At 56.5% G+C, this 20,377-nt stretch carries 14 protein-coding genes; 9 read left to right on the forward strand and 5 right to left on the reverse strand.

Annotation, left to right across the window (positions count from 1 at the left end; all coding sequences use genetic code 11):
• Positions 1 to 27 precede the first annotated feature (27 nt).
• Positions 28 to 894 carry a helix-turn-helix domain-containing protein gene (locus ACUN9X_RS15955; protein ID WP_260034947.1) on the forward strand — a complete coding sequence of 289 codons (867 nt, stop codon included), beginning with the start codon at positions 28 to 30 and terminating at the stop codon, positions 892 to 894.
• Between the two features lie 222 nt (positions 895 to 1,116).
• Here ACUN9X_RS15955 and sbcB read toward each other — a convergent pair whose 3' ends face one another.
• Positions 1,117 to 2,565 carry an exodeoxyribonuclease I gene (gene sbcB / locus ACUN9X_RS15960; RefSeq protein ID WP_445473737.1) on the reverse strand — a complete coding sequence of 483 codons (1,449 nt, stop codon included), beginning with the start codon at positions 2,563 to 2,565 and terminating at the stop codon, positions 1,117 to 1,119.
• A gap of 90 nt (positions 2,566 to 2,655) precedes the next feature.
• Complete coding sequence (locus ACUN9X_RS15965; protein WP_445473738.1) at positions 2,656 to 3,516, reverse strand: DUF6160 family protein; 861 nt, start codon at positions 3,514 to 3,516, stop codon at positions 2,656 to 2,658.
• Positions 3,517 to 3,901: 385 nt separating this feature from the next.
• On the opposite strand from ACUN9X_RS15965, the gene ACUN9X_RS15970 reads away from it, so the two are divergent.
• Together ACUN9X_RS15970 and ACUN9X_RS15975 are read left to right on the forward strand one after the other, a co-directional pair.
• The gene (locus ACUN9X_RS15970; protein ID WP_260034944.1) at positions 3,902 to 4,915 is read left to right on the forward strand and encodes a response regulator; all 1,014 of its coding nucleotides are present in this window, start codon (positions 3,902 to 3,904) and stop codon (positions 4,913 to 4,915) included.
• A gap of 3 nt (positions 4,916 to 4,918) precedes the next feature.
• A complete protein-coding gene (locus tag ACUN9X_RS15975; protein ID WP_260034942.1) occupies positions 4,919 to 5,893 on the forward strand; it encodes a sensor domain-containing diguanylate cyclase in 975 nt (324 codons plus the stop codon).
• Here ACUN9X_RS15975 and can read toward each other — a convergent pair.
• Both can and ACUN9X_RS15985 read right to left on the reverse strand, forming a co-directional pair.
• Entirely contained in the window at positions 5,876 to 6,550 is a 675-nt protein-coding gene (gene can, locus ACUN9X_RS15980; RefSeq protein WP_260034941.1) for a carbonate dehydratase, read from the reverse strand. The two genes, ACUN9X_RS15975 and can, sit on opposite strands and share 18 nt — an antisense overlap.
• Positions 6,551 to 6,698: 148 nt before the next feature.
• On the reverse strand, positions 6,699 to 11,576 hold the full coding sequence (locus ACUN9X_RS15985) for an NAD-glutamate dehydrogenase (RefSeq protein ID WP_445473739.1): 4,878 nt from the start codon (positions 11,574 to 11,576) through the stop codon (positions 6,699 to 6,701).
• A gap of 285 nt (positions 11,577 to 11,861) precedes the next feature.
• On the opposite strand from ACUN9X_RS15985, the gene ACUN9X_RS15990 reads away from it, so the two are divergent.
• The 6 genes from ACUN9X_RS15990 (at position 11,862) to ACUN9X_RS16015 (ending at position 18,976) form a co-directional block, all read left to right on the forward strand.
• Positions 11,862 to 12,824, forward strand: a complete 963-nt coding sequence (locus tag ACUN9X_RS15990) for an AAA family ATPase (protein ID WP_260034937.1) — start codon at positions 11,862 to 11,864, stop codon at positions 12,822 to 12,824.
• A 16-nt stretch (positions 12,825 to 12,840) separates the two neighbouring features.
• Entirely contained in the window at positions 12,841 to 13,791 is a 951-nt protein-coding gene (locus ACUN9X_RS15995) for a DUF58 domain-containing protein (RefSeq protein ID WP_260034935.1), read from the forward strand.
• Between the two features lie 73 nt (positions 13,792 to 13,864).
• Positions 13,865 to 14,338, forward strand: coding sequence for a DUF4381 domain-containing protein (locus ACUN9X_RS16000; RefSeq protein WP_445473740.1), 474 nt, complete (start codon positions 13,865 to 13,867; stop codon positions 14,336 to 14,338).
• Positions 14,332 to 15,336, forward strand: a complete 1,005-nt coding sequence (locus ACUN9X_RS16005) for a vWA domain-containing protein (RefSeq protein ID WP_260034933.1) — start codon at positions 14,332 to 14,334, stop codon at positions 15,334 to 15,336. The genes ACUN9X_RS16000 and ACUN9X_RS16005 overlap by 7 nt, the downstream gene beginning before the upstream one ends.
• Positions 15,333 to 17,189, forward strand: coding sequence for a VWA domain-containing protein (locus ACUN9X_RS16010; RefSeq protein WP_445473741.1), 1,857 nt, complete (start codon positions 15,333 to 15,335; stop codon positions 17,187 to 17,189). Before ACUN9X_RS16005 ends, ACUN9X_RS16010 begins: the two co-directional genes overlap by 4 nt.
• A complete protein-coding gene (locus ACUN9X_RS16015) occupies positions 17,183 to 18,976 on the forward strand; it encodes a BatD family protein (RefSeq protein ID WP_445473742.1) in 1,794 nt (597 codons plus the stop codon). The genes ACUN9X_RS16010 and ACUN9X_RS16015 overlap by 7 nt, the downstream gene beginning before the upstream one ends.
• Positions 18,977 to 19,091: 115 nt before the next feature.
• On the opposite strand, the gene ccmI is transcribed toward ACUN9X_RS16015, so the two are convergent.
• Positions 19,092 to 20,360, reverse strand: a complete 1,269-nt coding sequence (gene ccmI / locus ACUN9X_RS16020) for a c-type cytochrome biogenesis protein CcmI (protein WP_445473743.1) — start codon at positions 20,358 to 20,360, stop codon at positions 19,092 to 19,094.
• Positions 20,361 to 20,377: the final 17 nt, after the last annotated feature.

Genomic DNA, 20,377 nt, shown 5'->3' on the forward strand with positions numbered 1-20,377 from the left:
CGGCTTACCTTCCCATCGGGACGTCTCATGACTAACGGCAAGGACGCCAGCAGCAAACAGGAAAAGGCCCGGGCCCTCGAAAGCCTGATCATGGATACGCTACACGCGATCCAGTCCATGAATCAGGCTGAAGAGGCGGGCTTACCTCCCCTCTCTGAAACCAGCACACCACTTGCCACCGATTCAGGAAGCAGCTCTGATATTGCCGGCAACCTTACCGATGCGACCGAAGAGTCGTTACTTGATCGTCTTTCCAGTCTTACAGGGTCGGCCTTCCGCCTTGCTCAACGCACTACCGAAACGTCCCGCAAGGCAGCCCAGGTACTGATCAACTCGCAGGACAAACTGAGGATGATGCTTGCGGCGGGTGATTCGCTCCGGGATATCCGTGAGGTGGCCGGGTTGACGCTGTCGGAAATGAGCGAAGCGCTGAATCTGCGGGACAAGGACATGCTGGCCGCGGTTGAGAACGGCACCAAAACACTGTCGTTCGAGCTGATCCTGAGGCTCGCCGCCCTGGTCGCCCGCAATGACCCTGTGCCCTTCATCATGCGCTACACCCGGAACTACAACCCTGAAGTCTGGCAATTGTTGCATGACTGGGGAATCGGCCGATTACCACTCCAGTTCGAAAGAGAACGACAGTTTATTAACATCTTCCGTAGCCATGATGCCGCGCGGGAACTGTCTGACGAAGGCTTCGAAAAGGTACTGGCGTTCACGCGCCAGAGCTTTGAAATGTCGCTGCACTTTATTGCCGAACAGGAGAAGGAAACCCAAGAGTTGCGGGAAACGCTCGCAAAGCCTGCGGCGAAAAAACCGAAAACTACGGCAAAGAAAGCAGACCGCAAAAAGGCGCCTGCCAGCAAGCCTCGATCACCCCGCAAGAAATAAGCTCAACGCAGGTTAAGAAAAAAATGAGGCTAGGTGGAGATGGGGCGTCACTGTAGCGGAAGCTTGAGCTTTCGTGCAGCTCGCAGCGCTGCCAGTAAGTAGCGCCAGCGCTCGCGGGCAATTCAGGAGCCTTGCGCCCCCACCAAAGCTAAAGCTTCGGCGACAAGGTCGGGGAGCCGGAGATATTTTGCAACCTCCCCGCTCCCTGTTTCAAAGCGCCAGTCAGGCATAAGGAATTATAGACTCACCGTATAGCGCCAGCTCTTCCAACAAGGTCCGGTCTTTGGATGAAAGATCTTCTGCCTGTAACCGTGTCTGAATGTCCGCAAAGAATACCTCAAGCGATCGCCACCCCTTCTTCGGATTCAAAAGTCGCGCCTGACGGAAGGTTTCCCAGCGCTCCTGCTCTTCATCCTGCAGGGTATCAGGGTAATTTCTGGCCCTGAAACGAAACACCATTTCCTCAAGCCGTTCATCGTCGAACTCCGGCGTAGCTTCGGCCATTTGGGCAACCGGTTCCCTGAGCAGCTGATCCAGACGTTTGCGATCGGCAGGGGTCAAAAAGCCCCCGGCGTAGAGCTGCTCATCAGGATCCGTCAGATCACCAGCCCCCTCATCCTGGGGGGCGAAAGCCTCGGCAATACGCTCAGAAAGGCCAGGAGCCTTGCGCAGTTTCTGGAGGTGCGCACGCAGAACCTCGCCATTCAGGTGCAGCGCCTCAAGCCGCTTCGGCGACAACGACTTCAGCATGGTCGCCGGAGCCAGAACCGGGCACTTGTTGATATGTACCGCCTTGAGAGCAAAGCGCGGAGTCTCACCGAGATCGGCCTGCGACGAGAAAACACGCTGACGAATGGTCTCCGGACTGGCATTGATCAATTCATCAGGGTCCTGACGCAGATCAAAAACCACCACAGCATTGCGATTCACCGGGTGCTGGGCAACCGGTGCTACCAGAGCACAGCATCCGATGGATGCAGGGTATTTGCTGGACACATGAAACACCGGCTTGAATGTCGCCAGATCCAGCATGGCGCGAGCCGAGTGTTTATCCTTGTTTTCAAGCACGTAGTTAAACAGCTTTGGCTGCTTGTCTCGTATCAGACGGGCCAGCGCGATTGTTGCCTCGACATCGGACATGGCGTCATGCGCGGCTTCATGTGCGATCCCGTTAGCCGCGGTGAGTTCCTCAAGGCGGAAACTCGGCGTGCCGTCTTCCTTCTTTGGCCAGACGATTCCCTCAGGGCGCAGCGCATAGGTCAGCCGCACCATATCAATAATATCCCAGCGAGAATTGCCGTTCTGCCATTCCCGCCCATAGGGGTCGCGCAGATTGCGGTAAAGCGTATTGCGTGTCACTTCATCATCAAAGCGAAGGCTGTTGTAGCCTACAACGCAGGTGCCTGGCTGGCTGAAGGCATCATGGATCATGCCCATGAATTCTGCTTCGTTATAGCCTTCGGCACGGGTTCTCTGGGGAGTGATTCCGGTAATCAGACAGGCCACCGGGTCAGGCACGTAGTCTTCTGCCAACTGGCAGTAAATAACGAGAGGGTCTTCGATGATGTTCAGGTCAGCGTCAGTGCGCACACCCGCAAACTGTGAAGGCCGATCATGGACGGGGTCCACACCGAAGGTTTCGTAGTCGTGCCAGTAAAAACTTTTGATCACTGCGTTCAGACCCCAGCGCTATGTCATTGAAGGCTGTCGAGTGTATCAGACAGCGCCACCGCGCCCCAGCGGGTCTATCAGGAGCGGGAGTCAGAATAAACCAACGCCACGATCAATGTATTCGGTTCGCGCTCGGGGAATACCGTTTTGCAGAGTCTGAATATCAAGCTGCATGGCGGTGGGGATATTCAGGAACACGCCAGGGTTCGCGCTGATAATGTCGCCGGTGCCGTCGGTAGACGTCCAGTCAACGGCTTCTTTCTGGAAAGAAAAAAACAGGTTCGTGGCGACATCGACAGTACCGTCTTCGTTGGCCTTGCCAATATCAAGGGTTTTGAGGTTTGACAGCGCCGTACATTGCGCACCGGTGCTGCAATCTGTCGCAGCATCATTCAACCCGATGTGAGTTGCGCGAAGCGACGTTGCCACACCATCAGCGCCGAACAACTGTGCATCCGACACGTTACCCGCATCGTCAACCAGCTGAAGCCCCAGCTGGCCACTGAAACTGTCGATATCGCCTGACAGCGTCCCTCTGGCTTCATTAAACCCCATCCGGAAACCGATGATTTCACCGTTCTGCTCAGCAAGCTCAAAATAGGGATCCGATCCCAGGAAAGGTACGATGTCATTAACCGCGTAGGTCTGACCATCAAGCTGAATCTTGGCAGCGTCCGTTGAAATGTGGCCCAGCGAAAGCTGACTGATGGCAACATCACTGCCATCGCCGGTATCCCCGAACACGACGTTATCAATATTGGTCTGGATTTCGGCATCCAGGCCCATTGTGATGCGCGTAAAGCGCTCCGCTGCTGTGCCGTCGACATCCACTGCGATCATGGCCTGCCCGCTAACGGACGCCATTTCATCGTCGGAAATAGGTTTCAGCTCAGCGTGAGCCGTCGCTGCCGAAAACAGCAGCATTCCAGCCAATGCCAAGCGATTTCGCATGCCACCGATCATAGGCGAGAGTGTCTCTGAGTGAATTTGACTGCGTCCTACAGTCACTGCAAACACCGACGGCCTTTTATTATTGGTCTTGGGTCCGCCATGCAGTTTCCATTTGCCCGCCAACTATAGGTGGGGTCCCGAATGATTTGAGTGAGGCATGTCACAATAGGCCATTACAACCCGGCCATATTGCGCAGGATTGTGATCGGTGTCTTACAGTTATTTACATTCCTCAAAGCCTGATGTAACCGAAATGGCCCGGCCGGTAAGCATTGTCGATAACGCGTTAACATCGCGTCTCAAATAGTTGAGTTTTTGAATATTTTACGGTCCCCCTCTTTTCCGACTGCTAGACTGAAGAAACACGTCCATCGAAGCTGAGTACATGACCTATAAAGTATTGATCTGTGATGACTCCAATATGGCGCGAAAACAGATGGTTCGCGCCCTTCCCGACGGCTGGGACATTGACATCGCGTTTGCGGAGCACGGCGAGGACGCGCTGGAGAAAATCCGCGAAGGCGCCGGCGATATTCTGTTCCTGGATCTCAATATGCCCGTGCTTGACGGCTACGGCGTGCTTGAGGAAATCAACCGGCATGATCTTCCCGTGATGACGATCGTCGTTTCGGGGGATATCCAGCCGCAAGCTCGGGACCGGGTAAAGAAACTCGGCGCTATGGACTTCATCAAGAAGCCGACATCGCCCGAGAAAATCCTCGATATCCTCAGCGAATACGGGCTTTACCGCCCGGACGATGTGATTGCCCAGAAGCCCGAACCGGCGGACGAAAGTGTGTCCGTCGAAAACATTTCTCTCACCGGCTGCCTGCAGGAAATGGCCAACGTCGCCATGGGCCAGGCGGCCGACCTGCTGGCCCGCTTACTGGATGTATTCATAACCCTTCCGGTGCCGCGGGTTGCCATGATAGCTCACAGCGAACTGGCGATGGCGCTCAATGCAGCGGCCTCACAGCGCAGTTATTCAGCCGTCTGCCAAGGATTCACAGGTGCCAGCATTGCCGGTGAGGCCCTGCTGCTTTTTTCCGACTCAAGCTTTGACGACATGGCCGCGCTACTGCAATACGAAGACGCCAATCGCGATGCGTTGGAAGTCGAAGTGCTGATGGATATGTCCAGCATTCTGTTCGGCGCGTTTCTCAAGGGGCTTGGGGACCAAATGGATATCAAGTTTGGTCTCAGTCACCCCACGGTACTGGGGCAACATCGCCAGATAGCCGATCTTCTGGAACACCATCAGCATCAGGACCAGCAATTGCTATCTATCGAGATTAACTACGAAATCGAAGACCACAACGTTGTATGCGATCTTCTGATCCTGCTCACCGCTGACTCTGTGCCGCGGCTCGAGCAAGCACTTGCGTATCTGGTGGAGTAATTCATGGCAGACAATCAATCCGGCATGATCGAGTTTCACTGGCTCATGGACATGCTCGAGTCCGTAGAGGTCGGCCTGGTCGTTCTCGATATGGACTACCGGGTTTCCGTCTGGAACGGGTTCATGGAGAACAATAGCGGTATCACAGCCTCAAGCATCAAGGAGAAAAACCTGTTTGAGTTCTTTCCTGATTTGCCCGAGAAGTGGCTGAAACGGAAAGTCGAAACGGTACGCCTGCTGAAAACCCGAGCGTTTACAACATGGGAGCAACGGCCTTACCTGTTCCACTTCGGTAATACGCGCCCCATCACGGGCACGGCACCCTATATGTACCAGAATCTGACCATCAGCCCTCTGACGGCCTCCGACGGCGTTGTGCAACAGGTTTGCCTGATGATTTACGACGTCACGGATATAGCAGCCAGCCGTCAGGCGCTCGAGCGGGTCAACAAGCAGTTAACGATGATGAGTGAAGTCGATGGGCTCACAGGCCTGCTCAACCGCGTCACCTGGGAAAAGCAGCTCGCCGGCGAATTTGAGCGGATCCGTAGATACGGAAACAACGCTGCACTGGTCATGTTTGATATTGACCATTTCAAGCGCGTTAACGACACCTATGGCCACGTGGCGGGGGATGAGGTTATCCGTCACACCGCCAGCACCCTTACACAGTCAATGCGCCAGGCCGATGTGGCAGGTCGCTACGGCGGAGAAGAGTTCGGGATGCTGTTGCCGGAAACTGATGTGGAAGGTGCCGTTGCGCTCTGTGAACGCATTCGAAAAGCAATAGAAAAGGCGGAAGTGGTCACCAGTGATGGCACGATCCAATACACTATCAGCATGGGCGTCGCGCCGATATTGCTGGATACTGACCACTATCTTGACTGGCTCAAGCAGGCAGATGCCGCCCTCTATACTGCGAAAGAGAGCGGCCGCAACCAGGTTCAGGTGTTCGACGGCTCAGCCAGCGTCGAATGACCGTACCGGCCGTTTAACCAGTGATTCAACACTGCGGTCGTACAGCTCATCGCGTTCGGCCTCAGTGGTAATCGTCAGCCCCATATCCCGCAACAGGCCATCGGCAACATCATAAACCCAGCCATGCACGGATATTTCCTGGCCTCGCGCCCAGGCATCCTGCATGGTGGAGGTCTGGCAGACATGCCGCACCTGCTCCATGACATTCAGTTCGCACAGCCGGTCAATCTGTTCCCGCTCTGATGGCAATGCGGTCAGTACAGGCTGATACTTGTCCCTTACGTCCTGCACATGGCGCAGCCAGTTTTTGATAAGCCCATGGCCTTCGTTCTTGAGCGCCGCTTTAACACCACCGCAGCCGTAATGCCCCACCACCATCACATGCTTCACCTTGAGCACGTCAACGGCGAACTGAAGCACCGACAAACAGTTAAAGTCAGTGTGAACAACAACGTTTGCAACGTTACGATGAACGAACAGCTCGCCCGGCATCAGATCGACGATCTGGTTGGCGGGCACACGACTATCTGCACAGCCGATCCAGAGGTATTCCGGTGCTTGCTGATTCGACAATCGTTCGAAAAACTGCGGATCATCCCGCTTGATCTTGTCGGCCCAGGATTGATTGCTTTCGAAGATATGTTTCAGTTTTCGCATGGTATCCTTCTGCACTGTTGACACTATATAAGACGGCACCGGCTGATCTGACGGTCTTATCGGCAAACCAGTCCGCTATCAGACATTGCGTCCCGCAATGCCAAACCCCGATGATTGAACGTCATTCTCAAGCCCGGGGCAAGCACCCTCAATTACCCTGATCATCCACTGGCGTGTGAATCGATGACTGCGCCAGGTCCAGCAGCTCCCTGAGCGCCACTGAAAACATCGCATATTCAGGCTCTCGTGCGGCTCGCAGTTCGGATAGCATCGCCCGCCAGCGCATCAGCAGCGGCTTATTGCGAGCCATCCACTCAACGATGGCGGCATCGACATCGCCCTGTTTACCACTGAGCCGGAGTACGCCGGACGTTAGCGCACGCTGCTGCCAGTCCAGATCTTCCCGGAAGCTCTCCCTTGCCAGCGCTTCCCAATGGGAGGTCGGGGAAAGCTTGACGACAGCGCCTGCAAACCAGTTGAGATCCAGCTTTTCACCAAGACTGTAATACAGGTTCGCGACCTGCTTCAGCGGTACCTCGGTGCGCTCGTGAACCTCAATAATACCCAAAGCAGAATAAAGATAGGAGATGCCGGCTGTTACCGACGCAACATCCTCAGGCACCGACTTGGTGACCAGATCATCAAACCGCTTTTTCCATTCGGCACGGGACTGGTCGGCCAGATAATCCGGCAGCTGGCTGCTGATATCCGCGATGTCCGTGGCAAACCGGTCAACATGGGGCTGAATACTCAGCTCACTGCGATGGTTGCGTAGCAGCCACCGCACCGCCCTGCGCACCAGCCGTATCAAATCGTTCATCAATTCAAGCTGGAGCGAGGCCGGCACCTTGTAATCGAGCGCCTCAATCTTGTTCCACCACTCGTCTACACGGTAAATATCCCGGGCGATGATCCAGGCCTGGGCAATAGCCGAAGGTGACGCGCCGGTGGATTGCTCCAGCCGATCCACAAAGGTAATCCCCATGTGGTTCACCATGTCGTTGGCGATCTGGGTGGCGATAATTTCGCGCCGCAACTGGTGTTCGCTCAATTCCTTGCCGAATTTTTTGGTCAGTGCTGTCGGGAAGACCTTGTTCATTTCCGACGCCAATGACGGCTCATCCGGCAAGTCGCTTTCGATCAGCTCCTGTTTGAGACCCCCTTTCACGTAGGAGATCAGCACTGACAATTCGGGACGGGTAAGCCCCTGCTTTTTCACTTTCCGCTCGGCGAGCGTTTCTTCATCCGGGAGGAATTCCAGCTCCCGGTTCAGCTTGCCGGCAGACTCCATATTGATAATCAGCCGGCGATATTCCTCAAGCCGCGTGATTGCTTCCGTATTGGCAATACTCAGCGCCTGGGTCTGGCGGTAGTTGTTAAGCAACACCAGTTCGCTGACGTCATCAGTCATTTTCTCGAGCATAGTATTGCGCTGCTTCTCGGTAAGATCGCCGGCAGCTACAACCCGATTGAGCAGGATTTTCATGTTGACTTCGTGGTCAGAGCAGTCCACCCCACCCGCGTTATCAATAAAGTCAGTATTAAGCCGCCCGCCGGTGAGACCGAACTCAATACGGCCCAGCTGGGTCATCCCCAGATTACCGCCCTCACCGATCACCTTGCATTGCAGTTCTTTGCCGTTAACCCGCAAGCCGTCGTTGGCCTTGTCCCCCACATCACTGTGGGATTCCTGACTGCCTTTGACGTAGGTGCCGATGCCACCAAACCACAACAGATCGGCCTGGGTGCGCAGAATATGGCTGATCAGCATGTTCGGCGGTACACGATCCGACTTGATACCAAACAGTTTTTTCATCTGGGGGCTGACCGGGATCGATTTGGCACTGCGGGCAAATACCCCGCCCCCTTCAGATATCAGGCTTTCGTCGTAATCCGTCCATGCAGAACGCGGTAACGCGAACATCCGCTCCCGCTCCTTGAAGCTGCGGGCAGGGTCAGGTGACGGATCGACAAAGATATGCATGTGGTTGAATGCTGCGATCAGCTTGGCATGATCGGAGCGAAGCAGCCCGTTACCGAAGACATCCCCGGCCATATCGCCAATCCCGATGACCGTGAAATCATCCTTGGCCGGATTAATGCCCAGCTCACGGAAGTGGCGCTCAACCGAAACCCATGCCCCTTTTGCGGTAATGCCCATTTTCTTGTGGTCATAACCCTGACTGCCACCGGAAGCGAATGCATCCCCGAGCCAGAAGTTGTAATCCGAGGCCAGGCCGTTGGCGATATCCGAGAAAGTCGCGGTGCCCTTGTCGGCCGCAACCACCAGATAGTGATCATCCTCGTCGTGGCGAATGACCTTTTCAGGAGGGCTGATTTCGCCACCCACGAGATTGTCCGTGACATCCAGCAAGCCGCGAATAAAAGTCTTGTAGGACTCGATACCTTCTTTCTGGAACGCGTCGCGATCACCGCTGTCCGGCAACTGCTTGGCGACAAAGCCGCCCTTGGCGCCGACCGGCACAATCACCGCGTTTTTGACCTGTTGAGCTTTGACCAGCCCCAGTATTTCGGTGCGGTAATCTTCAAACCGATCAGACCAGCGCAAGCCGCCACGAGCCACTTTACCGCCTCGCAAATGCACACCTTCGACTCTCGGCGAGTACACGAAGATCTCGAACATTGGCAGCGGCAGCGGCATATCCGGAATATCTGTGGGCCGGAACTTGAAGCTGATATAGGTTTTGGCGTTGCCGTCTGCATCCGGCTGGTAATAGTTGGTGCGCAGGGTTGCCTTGATCAGATCAAGGAACAAGCGCAGCACCCTGTCCTCACTGAGGTTATCAACCTCGTCCAGACCGGCGTTGAACTCCAGCTCCAGCTTCTGCTGGGCGGCAGCGCTCTTACCCGGGCTCTGATTGCGTTCGGGATCGAAACGGACACTGAAAAATTCCAGCAGGGTCTGGGCCAGCGAGACATGATTAACAAGCGTCGTTGCAATAAAGGTCTGGCTGTTCGAGATTCTGATCTGGCGCATATAGCGCGCGTAAGAACGCAGCGTGGCGATCTGGCGCCAGTCGAAATAGGACGCCAGCACCAGCCGGTTGAAGCTGTCATTCTCCGCCTCTCCGTACCAGACCCGCTCGAACAGATCTTCAAATATCGGACGAATACGGTGAATGTCCACCACTTTGCCGGAGTAGGCCTGCAGTGAGAAATCATGGATCCAGACACGTTTGCCACTGCGATCCACAATCTCGAAAGGATGCTCGCCGATCACCCGGAAACCCAGATTGCCGAAGATCGGCATCACATCGGATAGAGGGAGCTGGGAATTGGGCGCAAACAGCTTGAAGTGGAGCGTGCTTTCGTCTTCCTCCAACGCACGGTAAAAACTCATGCCGATGCGGTCAGAGTCCGCCACATTGACGATGTGCTCCAGATCAATCGCCGCACGACGGGGTGAAAACATGTCCTGGTAACTGCCGGGGAACGCATTGTGATACAGCCGGATCAATTCGTTGCCGCGCTCTTCACCGTAGGTTTCATGCAATGCTTCTGACAGGCCATCGCGCCAGGATTGGGCCAGTGCAATCGTCTGCTCCTGAATTTCGGCAACTGGTATCTGCCGATTTTCGACCTGAGGCACACGAATGGTGAACTGGACCCGCGCCAGCACCGATTCGGAGAAATGGGTGACAAACTCGATATCTTCCGCCTCGAGACTGCGTATCAATACTTCCTCAACCTTCAGGCGCAATTCGGTGTTGTAGATATCACGCGGGAAGAACGCCAGGCAGTTCACAAACTGGCCATAGACATCCTCCCGCATGAAGACCCGCAACATGCGGCGTTCCTGGATGTACAGAATGTCGAGTGCGGTACGATAGAGTTTATCCGTTTCTATCTGGAACAATTCATCGCGCGGGTAAACGGCGAGAATCTGGTCCAGTTCCTTTCCGGCATAGTCATCACGGAGGAACCCCGACCGATCAAGCACCTCATTTACTTTCCGGCGCAGCAGCGGAATCTCATCAGGGCGTTCCTGATAAACCCGTGAGGTATAAAGCCCAAGGAAACGACGTTCACCGATCACCTCTCCCTTGGCGTTGAATTTTTTGACCGCGATGTAGTCCGGATACGCCGGCCGGTGAACCCGGGAGCGCTGGGCGGACTTGGCGAAAATAAAGATATCGTCTGTGCGGGTCATCTCCGTGCGTGTGCGCTGAGGCAACTCCTCAAGTCGCACCTTGGCCGGACGCTCGTTGTGAACCCGCAGAATACCCAGTTCAGAATGGGGCACCTGCTTGACCAGAATGCCATCCTTCTCTTTCACGAAATCGTATTCGTCGTACCCGAGAAAGGTAAAGTGGTCATCTCCCAGCCATTGAAGAAAGCTGTGTGCCTCAGCGATATCATCGTCACTGATTTTGGCTTTGCAGTTGTCCAGCTCCTTCAGAATCTCCGCCGCTTTGGTCTTCATTTTGGGGAAGTCGTCTACCGCGATACGCACTTCCTCCAGCACGTTCTGCAGCTGTTGCTCCAGGCCTCGCAGTTCCTCCTGATCGCTGTGACGATCAATTTCCAACACGATCAGTGCTTCAAACTCACCCTTTTTCGAGGCTTTGTCGCGATTGTGCAGTTTTTTGAGCTTGCCAGAGCGATCGCGTTCAACCTGCAGAATGGAGTGGTAGAGCGTATGGGTGCCAATTTCTTCCTGATTGATAGCAATGCGAATCGAGTCGATCAGAAACGGAATATTGGGATGCAGAATAAACACCACGGAATGGGTGGACTGCCAACCGTCACTTTCAAGATCGGGATTAAACACCGACACTGAGGTGTCACCGGGCGCGCGCTGCTGAAGAAACTGCCAGGCGGCCAACACCGAACCGTAAACATCGGAAAATCGTCGGGACAACAACTCGTTGAGCGGCAGATGTGCAAGTTGCTGCACAGCAAAATCACTGATCTTTTTAGCATCCGATTTGGCAATCTTTTCAGCAATGGCCTCAGCCAGCAGATCGTGGAACTGTTCTTTGCTGGCGACTGTCAGCGCATTCATGTTCGACCCCGACTTTCTGAATGAATGGTAATAAACAAAATTGGCTTAAACCTGTCTCATTTGACGGCCCAGCCAGCATTAATGTGACAGACTGCCGAAACACCTGAACGGCTTCGTCCCATGTATAGTCACTAGCATAGTCAAACCCTTGATTTTTGCCGGCAGGTTACAAACACTGAGCGTTTTTCGGCGCTACGAGCGAATGCCGGCATTGGTGTCAATCCTGATAACGTTCACAGCGCGTCAGCCCAAACATCCAGGCAGTTCATACAAATGGAAGGATCAATGTCTCAACAGCGTATCTTCGGCGAATTACGAACCCAATTAGCGAAAAGGATCATAGGTCAGGAAAAGCTTGTTGACCGCTTGCTCATTGCCCTTCTTGCCGACGGACACTTGCTGGTTGAAGGCGCGCCAGGACTGGCCAAGACGACAGCCATCAAGACCCTGGCCGATCACATCGTAGGTGATTTCCACAGGATCCAGTTCACCCCGGATCTGCTGCCATCCGACGTCACCGGTAGCGAGATTTACCGGGCTGAAACCGGACTCTTCGAATTCCAGAAAGGCCCTATCTTTCACAATCTGGTGCTGGCAGATGAAATCAACCGGGCACCGGCAAAAGTTCAGTCGGCTTTGCTTGAGGCGATGGGTGAGCGCCAGGTCAGCGTGGGCATGAAAACCTTTCCGCTGGACCGGCTGTTTCTTGTTATGGCAACCCAGAATCCAATTGAGCAGGAAGGCACCTATCCCCTGCCGGAAGCACAGCTCGACCGCTTCCTGATGCACGTCACCATTGACTACCCGAGTGCCGGTGCCGAGCGCGACATCCTGCATCTCGCCCGGCGGGATTATCAGCATGGCATTGCCCCCAGCGACCTGCGGCTGAGCCCTGACGATATATTCCAGGCACGGCTTGATGCCAGCGAACTCTTTATGGCGGATGCTGTTGAGGATTATCTGGTCGCGCTGGTGCTGGCGACTCGCAACCCGGGTGCGGTGGACGCCGAGCTCGAACGCTGGATAGCCTTTGGTGCCAGCCCCCGCGGCACCATTGCCCTGGATCGCTGCGCCCGGGCCAAAGCCTGGCTGGATGGTCGCGACTTTGTCAGCCCCGAAGACGTCCGCAGCATCGCCTTTGATGTGCTGCGCCACCGGGTACTCCTGACCTTTGAAGCCGAAGCCGATGGCATCACACCAGACGACGTGATCCAGCGCCTGATTGAGCGCGTCCCTGTATCCGCATAATCACCGGCTTAACATAATGACTGACGCTTCACCTTTAACCCGCATTGATCTGCCGGCATTGATCCGACTGCAGGCTGATGCGCGTGCGTTAAGACTGCCAGGCTCCCGGCCGGTCGCCACCCGCAAAGCCGGGCTTGCCAAGTCAGCCCAAAAAGGCCGCGGTATGGCGTTCGCCGAGGTGCGCCTTTACCAGCCCGGTGACGATATCCGCAGTATCGACTGGCGGGTTACAGCCCGCCGCCAATCCCCTCATACCAAACTTTACGAAGAGGAACGGGAGCGGCCCATACTCCTGCTTTGCGATCTGGGCGACTCCCTGTTTTTTGGTAGCGAAGGCGCCTACAAACGGGTACGGGCAGCACAGGTCACTGGCATTCTTGCGTGGCTGGGCTTACACGCAGGCGATCAGGTGGGCGGGATCGTATTTTCGGACCACCACTGCGATGTGCTGCGCCCGGAGCGGCGGCGCAAGGCTGTCGTGCGTTTACTCGATTCAATGGTGCAGCGCCAGGACGATCACCAGCCCGGACACTCCGTGAGCGCCGAGGCGCCAGCCGGGCGGGCTCTGGCACTGGATCACGCCCTGCAGGAAACCCGCCGGATCGCCCACACCGGGAGTCGTATCTTCATCATCAGCGACTTTATGAACATCTCCAGCGAGACCCCCGCCCTGATTGCCCAGATTTCGCGGCACAATACTGTCAGTGCGCTGCGGATAATTGATCCGCTGGAACAGCAGCTGCCGGAAAAGGGCCGTTTTGCCGTTGCCGGCGCCAATGGCCCTCTTTGGTTTGATGCGGGCAACCCCGCTTTCCGCAGGGCGTTTGCAGAAAAAGTCGCGCAGCACGAACGGGACATCAGCCACTGTTTTCGCAGGGCGGGCGTTGGCGTGAGCAACCTGTACACGGGCCAGCAGCCCTCACACGTGCTTAAAAGTATTCTGGGCCCTCGGGGCCGAATCGGATAAACGTTCGTCTGTGGTGAAAATCGACCGGCAGATCGTGGCTACAGCCAATCGAACCAATAATGAAAGATAACGAATGACACAACCAACAGCACAACCCGACCCACTAGCCAATCTGCGGGACATCCACTTACCCGATCCCGGTGGTTTCTGGCCACCAGCCCCGGGTTGGTGGATTCTGGCGGCGCTGGTGCTGGTGGCATTGATTTGTCTCGCGGTATTTCTACGGCGACGCCAGCAACGCAATCGCTGGATTAAAACCGCTCGCGCCGAACTGAAAATGCTTAAGCAACGACAATCCGCCGATCCCGGATGGTTCACTGACCTCAACGCCTTGCTGAAACGCTGCGCGCGCCAGCGCTACCCTGACGCTCATCCGCAGAGCCTGTCAGGGGATTGCTGGCGCCAGTTCCTGCTGGAAACCCAACCGGCGCTGACGCCAGAAGAGGTGCAGGGACTGGTGGCCAGCAGCTGGCAACCGGTGCCCACAATTTCTACAGAGACCGCTTGCAAAGTCGCTGAAACCTGGCTGGGGGCTCAGAGATGCTAGAGCTCGCCTATCCCTGGTTCTTATTACTCATACTCCTGCCGCTACTCTGGTGGCGCAGGCGACGGCACCAGGCCGATCAGGTCGCCGCTCCCGAAATCCCTGTGGGCCATTGGCTGAGCGACTTACCCGGCGTCAGTCGCTCCGGAAACCGGCGCTCAATCTGGCACTCGCTGATGCTCCTGGCGGCATGGACACTTCTGGTTGTCGCCCTGGCCCGCCCGCAATACATCGGCGAAGCGGTAGAACTCCCGGTCACCGGTCGCGACCTGCTGCTCGCGGTTGATATTTCGCCAAGTATGGAGGAAGAGGACATGGTGCTGGGCCAGCGCCAGGTGAACCGACTGATCGCGGTCAAAAATGTACTGAACAGTTTCATCACCCAACGTGAAGGCGATCGCCTGGGATTGCTGCTTTTCGGTACCCAGCCCTATATTCAGGCGCCGTTGTCGTTTGATCACGATACGATTCGCACCCTGTTGCAGGAAGCGCAGATCGGGATGGCGGGCCGCGCAACCGCCATCGGCGACGCCATTGGACTGGCCGTCAAACGCCTTCGCAATCGCCCCCAGGAACAGCGTGTGCTCATTCTGCTGACAGACGGTGCCAACACGGCTGGCGAGGTCAGTCCGGACAAGGCCGCCGATATTGCAGCGTCGGCCGGCGTGCGGGTCTACACCATCGGCATGGGCGCGGAATCCATGATACAGCGAGGATTTTTGGGCTCCCGACGAGTCAACCCCTCACGAGATCTGGATGAAGCCCTGCTCAAGCGTATTGCTGACAAAACCGGTGGACAATATTTTCGCGCCCGCAGCACCCCCGAGCTTGAGTTAATCTACGAGAACATCAATCAACTGGAGCCGATTGAGCTCGAAGGCAAGCATTACCGCCCGACCAAGGCGCTCTACTATTGGCCGGCAGGCATCGCCCTGGCGCTGTTAGTGTTGGGTTATGCCATCACCTTTGTCAGCGATCGCAAAACCGGGGGGCACGCATGAGTGATTTCCATTTCCTGCGCCCACTGGGCCTGCTGTTGCTTCTGCTGTTGCCGCTGATTCCACTGGTGATGCGTCACCGGGGCCATGGCCAGAGTGGCTGGCACCGCATCATTCCTGCTGCACTATTGGCGCCTCTTGTTGGTGATGCCGATGCGGTGACTCAGAAGCAGCGGCGGCCCGGGATTCTGTTGGCCATTCTGATTCTGGTGAGCGCGGTCAGTCTTGCCGGCCCCAGTTGGCGGGAGGCACCTACCCCGCTGCAGCAGCAGAATGACAGCCTGGTGATTGTGCTGGACATGTCATTGTCGATGCTGGCAACCGATGTTGAACCGGATCGCCTCACCCAGGCCAAACGCAAAATCCGCGATATTCTGAGCCAGCGCGAAGGCAGCTTCACCGGGCTGGTGGTATACGCCGCCGACGCCCATGTTGTTACTCCATTGACGGACGACCGCAAGACCATCGAAAGCCTTCTGGGAGTTATTGACCCCCTGATGATGCCCGCCAGTGGCAATCGCGCTGATCTGGGGGTCGCGCAGGCAAAAACGCTGCTTGCTCAAGGCGCTCCGGGCGCCGGTCGCATACTGCTGGTATCCGATGGCATCCGGGATGATGATCCCGACAGTATCAGGCGGACACTCAAAGGCACCGGCTACAGCCTCAATGCCATTACGGTCGGCACCGAACAGGGTGGCCCGATTCCGCTGCCCAAGCGCGGATTTATCCGTGATCAGGACAAGGTGGTCATCGCGAAAGCCGAATCCGGACCCATGAATCAGCTGGCTCAGTCGTTAGGCGGGACAGGGATGAAAATCACCCTTGATGACACCGACATACGCTCGCTGGGCCTTCGGGCGGCCGATAGCGACGACTGGCAAAAAAGTGATCGTGACCTGTCTGTCCAGCGTTGGCAGGACGACGGATACTGGCTGCTCTGGCTGATGCTGCCTCTGGCACTCATCGCCTGGCGCCGGGGCGCCCTTCTGCTGGTTCCGCTGATGCTGTTGCCATTGATTCCGCAACCGGCCCATGCCATGGATTGGGATGATCTCTGGTCCCGACCGGATCAGCGCGGCGAGCAACTGATTGCAGACGATCCAGCGGCTGCAGCTGACAAATTCACTGATCCCCAATGGCAAGGTTCTGCGCTATACCGGGCTGGTGATTTCAGCAAGGCTAACGAACGCTTCAGCCAGAGCGACACTGCGGAAGCTGAATACAACCGGGGCAATGCCCTCGCCCGCGAGGGCAAACTCCAGGCGGCCATCGATGCGTACGATGATGCTCTGGCGAAACAGCCCGACCATGCCGACGCAACCTTCAATCGCGATCTTGTGAAGAAGCTACTGGAACAACAAAAAGAACAGCAGCAGGATGACGAGAACAAGAATTCGAAAAACCAGTCAGACCAGCAACAAAATGGCGACGGCAAGCAACAACAAGACAGTTCGGAATCCGGAAACGATCAGCAAGGGCAACAAAACCAGCAGGGTCAGAACGGCGATCAGCAGCAGGACAACAGCCAAAGCCAGTCTTCTGATGGACAGGATCAGCAAGACCCTCAAAACCAGGCTGACTCAAACGGCCAGACCCAGCAGGATGACGATTCGCAGGCTCAGCAGCCGTCCCAGCCACAAAATGGCCAGGGAGAGCAGGCAAATGGCGACAGTGCAGAGCAACAATCACAAGCCTCCAGCGCAGAGCCACTGGAGACGCAGCCGCTGTCCCAGAGCGAAGAACAATGGCTCAGACGCATCCCCGACGACCCGTCGGGCCTGATGCGCCGAAAATTCCTGCTGCAGTACCGGGAACGCAGCAATCAGCAACAAGCGGAAGGCGATACACCATGGTAAGGCACGCAAGGCAGTGGGCCCGCAGCCCTCTTATCTCTCTGTTTCGACAGATTGCGCTGATCGTTGGTCTGGTGCTGACCACCAATGCGCTGGCAGCGGAGCAACTGGACGTTCAGGTGGATCGCACCACACTTCACGAAAATCAGACACTGACGATGACAGTGACAGGCCAGATGCCATTCACGATGGATCTCGACACGCTTTTCAACCTCAACGACCTGCAGCTACCCGAGCCTGAAATCAAGGCACTGCAACAAGACTTCGAAATCGTCGGCAACCATCAGAAATACAGCCTCAATTCTGTCAATGGTGATGCAACCGCGACCATTACCTGGACCTACCAGCTGGTTCCGAAAAAGGCGGGCACGCTCACCGTACCCTCGCTCAATTTCCGCGATGCCCAGTCGAGCCCACTAACGATTACCGTGCGACCTGGCGCAGCGCCGCCGCCAGATGGCACAGCGCCGCCCGCTTTTGTCGAAGTCACTGCCGACAAGTCTGATGTCTATGTGCAGGAACAACTGATCCTCACCGTGCAATTGTATTACCAGGGCAATCTGATTCGAGGTGACCTTGCCCAGCCCGAGCAGGATGACGCCATCATTGAAACCATGGGGGAACAGAAGGAATATTCCCGCATCCACAGCAACGCCAATTACCATGTGGTCGAGCGGAAGTATGTGATCTATCCGCAAACCGCAGGCACCCTCCATATCAAAGGTATTGCTTTCAACGGACAGGCACGAGGTCCCGATGGTCGGCTCAACTTCCTGCGTGATACCTCTGCGCCATTGGATATCCCGGTCAAGGATATTCCGGCATCATTCACAGGTAAGACCTGGCTACCTGCATCGAGCCTTGAGCTGAATGAAACCTGGAGCGATCCCGGGCGTTCGATCGCAGCGGGCAAGAGCATCACGCGCACGGTAGAACTCAGCGCGCTCGGGCTTCTGGGGTCGGCTCTGCCCCCGCTGGAGATGCAGTATCCGGATGCCGTGCGAAGCTATCCGGACAGCCCCGAGCTGGACTCCAGCGTCGACAGTCGCACGGTAACCTCGTCCCGCACGCAATCCACCGCACTGGTGGCGGTAAGCCCTGGCAAGATTACGCTGCCAGAAACCCGCGTGCCCTGGTGGGACACCGTAAATGATCAGGAGCGGGTTGCGGTTATACCCGAACAAACCCTGACGATTACCCCCGGTAAAGGGGCGCCCGCAGCCGTGCCACCGGCGAAATCCGACCAGGCCGGCACACCTGCCCCGCCATCTTCAGGGAACAAGGTTGAACAAACAACGACCGCCAACAATGTTGAATCCGCCAACCTCTGGCTTTGGATAAGCCTCATATTGGCAACGGGCTGGGCGCTGACTGTGCTGTTCTGGTGGCTGAACAGAAAGCACAAGCAGAGCGCAGACGGTGGCACTGAACGCCCTGTTCAGAACAACAGCGAACCCACATTGTTCAAAAAACTTACCAGCGCAGTTGAAGCGGGAAGCGACGAAGCGCTGACGCTGATGCCCCAATGGGCCGCGGCACGTTTTGACGGTCACAGGTTCAGGAGTGCTGGAGATGTGGCTCGCTTTAGCGGCGATAACGAACTTGAAGCTGCACTGAACAAGCTGCAGCGGCACCTTTACGCCAGGGACGCAGCGGCCTCCCCATGGGACGGAAGCGGTCTGAAAGAAAAGCTGAACGCGCTGAGAGAGCAGGCGCAGACGACAACCGAAGATGAGTCACTGGCGCCGCTCTACCCGCAAGCCCTTCACAGCGCATCAGGTTCACGCTGACAGGGATCAGCATAAACCGGCTCCGCAGCCTCTCCGCCGGGGCCGGTTATCACATCAACAGCCGCTGATGCGGCGATCAACAGCCCCGCTTCGGCAGCTACATTACCGCTCTGTCTTATTGCAGTTGCTGATCAATCACCAGTTTCACGGGTTGACCGTCATAGTCGGCCAGCACCAGCGGCTGCCCAATCTGCCCCTGCCAATCGCCGGTTTGCGGTTGCGCTGAACCCGCGGGGGACAGACGTGCCGTAAGTATTACCTTGCTGGCATCTGACAACTGAGCGGTAGGCGCCATGGCCATGCTGTCATCCAGTGTCACGGTCGCAGGGAGATCGGATGCCTGTAATCGCGCAACCGCCAGTGGCATCGGCGAACCCTCGGCATTCTGGGCGAAGATAAATAGCGTCGTTTGCGGTGCCACCTGATCCTGGAAGACCTCTGCCAAAGAGACACTTACCGTCACTTTGGCGCCTTCCGGTGCCGCCAGCTCCTGGGGTAACGGCTTACCCAGCCGACGATAGGCTTCAGCAATACCACTGCGAATCGAAGGCAGTTGCGGGTGGTCCGGCGCTGCTTTGACAATGCGCCCCCAGTAATCAATCGATTGCTGGTATTCGCCACTCTCAAACGCGTTGATACCCAGCAAACCCAGCGCATTCACTTCATCAGGGTTGCGCTGCTGGGCATTTGCTATTGCCGTCGTCACCGGGGCTGTCATTTTGCCCTTACTATCGAAGAATCGCGCCTGCGCTACCAGACCCCAGGCCGTCGCGGCTTCATTCGGTGCCCCCTCGACCTGCCCGGCCAGACGCTCGAAAGCCCAGGCTGCCTCGCCATAGTTTTCAAGGTTCATGTAGGTCCGGCCCAGCATCGCCCAGCCCTGAAGATTGTCGGGCTGCTCTTCAAGCCGCTCCCGGAGTTTTTGTGCCAGCGCTGCCATCTGTTGCCCCTCGGGCTGAGACGACGCCTGCATATCGCGCATGGTTTGCCATTGTTCAATCTGCGGCACAGCACCCCAATTGTCATACAGATAGAACGCCAGCGCCGGGATCGCCACAACACTTGCCAGCCCGATCGCAATCGCCGAGCGACGCCCCACCGGTCGCTTTCCTGCCGGCACCTTGCGGCCCGCCGTCTTGTCGACATCATCCAGCAGGCTGCCAGCCAGTTCTTCTTTCATTTGCTGATAGGTCGCGTCATCCAGGTTACCGGCTTCCTTTTCGGCCTCCAGTTCGGCGATACGGGAGCGATAGGCCAGCAGATTTTGATGGCGAATATCATTGACGGCTTCTTTTTCAGGGCGGTAGAAAAACAGCGGATACAGCACAAAAACCAGTGCCAGCCCGATCAATGCCACGATGGCCAGCCAGAAAGCGGTTGTCATAAATCAAACCATTCAGA

The organism is Marinobacter sp. V032, from assembly GCF_052645435.1.

What these genes read in the sequence shown, in the direction of transcription:
- ACUN9X_RS15970 (WP_260034944.1), top strand. Translation starts at nt 3,902, where the DNA reads ATGACCTATAAAGTATTGATCTGTGATGACTCCAATATGGCGCGAAAA.
- ACUN9X_RS15985 (WP_445473739.1), bottom strand. Translation starts at nt 11,576, where the DNA reads ATGAATGCGCTGACAGTCGCCAGCAAAGAACAGTTCCACGATCTGCTG.
- can (WP_260034941.1), bottom strand. Translation starts at nt 6,550, where the DNA reads ATGCGAAAACTGAAACATATCTTCGAAAGCAATCAATCCTGGGCCGAC.
- ACUN9X_RS15995 (WP_260034935.1), top strand. Translation starts at nt 12,841, where the DNA reads ATGACTGACGCTTCACCTTTAACCCGCATTGATCTGCCGGCATTGATC.
- ACUN9X_RS15975 (WP_260034942.1), top strand. Translation starts at nt 4,919, where the DNA reads ATGGCAGACAATCAATCCGGCATGATCGAGTTTCACTGGCTCATGGAC.
- ACUN9X_RS16000 (WP_445473740.1), top strand. Translation starts at nt 13,865, where the DNA reads ATGACACAACCAACAGCACAACCCGACCCACTAGCCAATCTGCGGGAC.
- ACUN9X_RS15965 (WP_445473738.1), bottom strand. Translation starts at nt 3,516, where the DNA reads ATGCGAAATCGCTTGGCATTGGCTGGAATGCTGCTGTTTTCGGCAGCG.
- ACUN9X_RS16005 (WP_260034933.1), top strand. Translation starts at nt 14,332, where the DNA reads ATGCTAGAGCTCGCCTATCCCTGGTTCTTATTACTCATACTCCTGCCG.
- ACUN9X_RS15990 (WP_260034937.1), top strand. Translation starts at nt 11,862, where the DNA reads ATGTCTCAACAGCGTATCTTCGGCGAATTACGAACCCAATTAGCGAAA.
- ACUN9X_RS15955 (WP_260034947.1), top strand. Translation starts at nt 28, where the DNA reads ATGACTAACGGCAAGGACGCCAGCAGCAAACAGGAAAAGGCCCGGGCC.
- ccmI (WP_445473743.1), bottom strand. Translation starts at nt 20,360, where the DNA reads ATGACAACCGCTTTCTGGCTGGCCATCGTGGCATTGATCGGGCTGGCA.
- ACUN9X_RS16010 (WP_445473741.1), top strand. Translation starts at nt 15,333, where the DNA reads ATGAGTGATTTCCATTTCCTGCGCCCACTGGGCCTGCTGTTGCTTCTG.
- ACUN9X_RS16015 (WP_445473742.1), top strand. Translation starts at nt 17,183, where the DNA reads ATGGTAAGGCACGCAAGGCAGTGGGCCCGCAGCCCTCTTATCTCTCTG.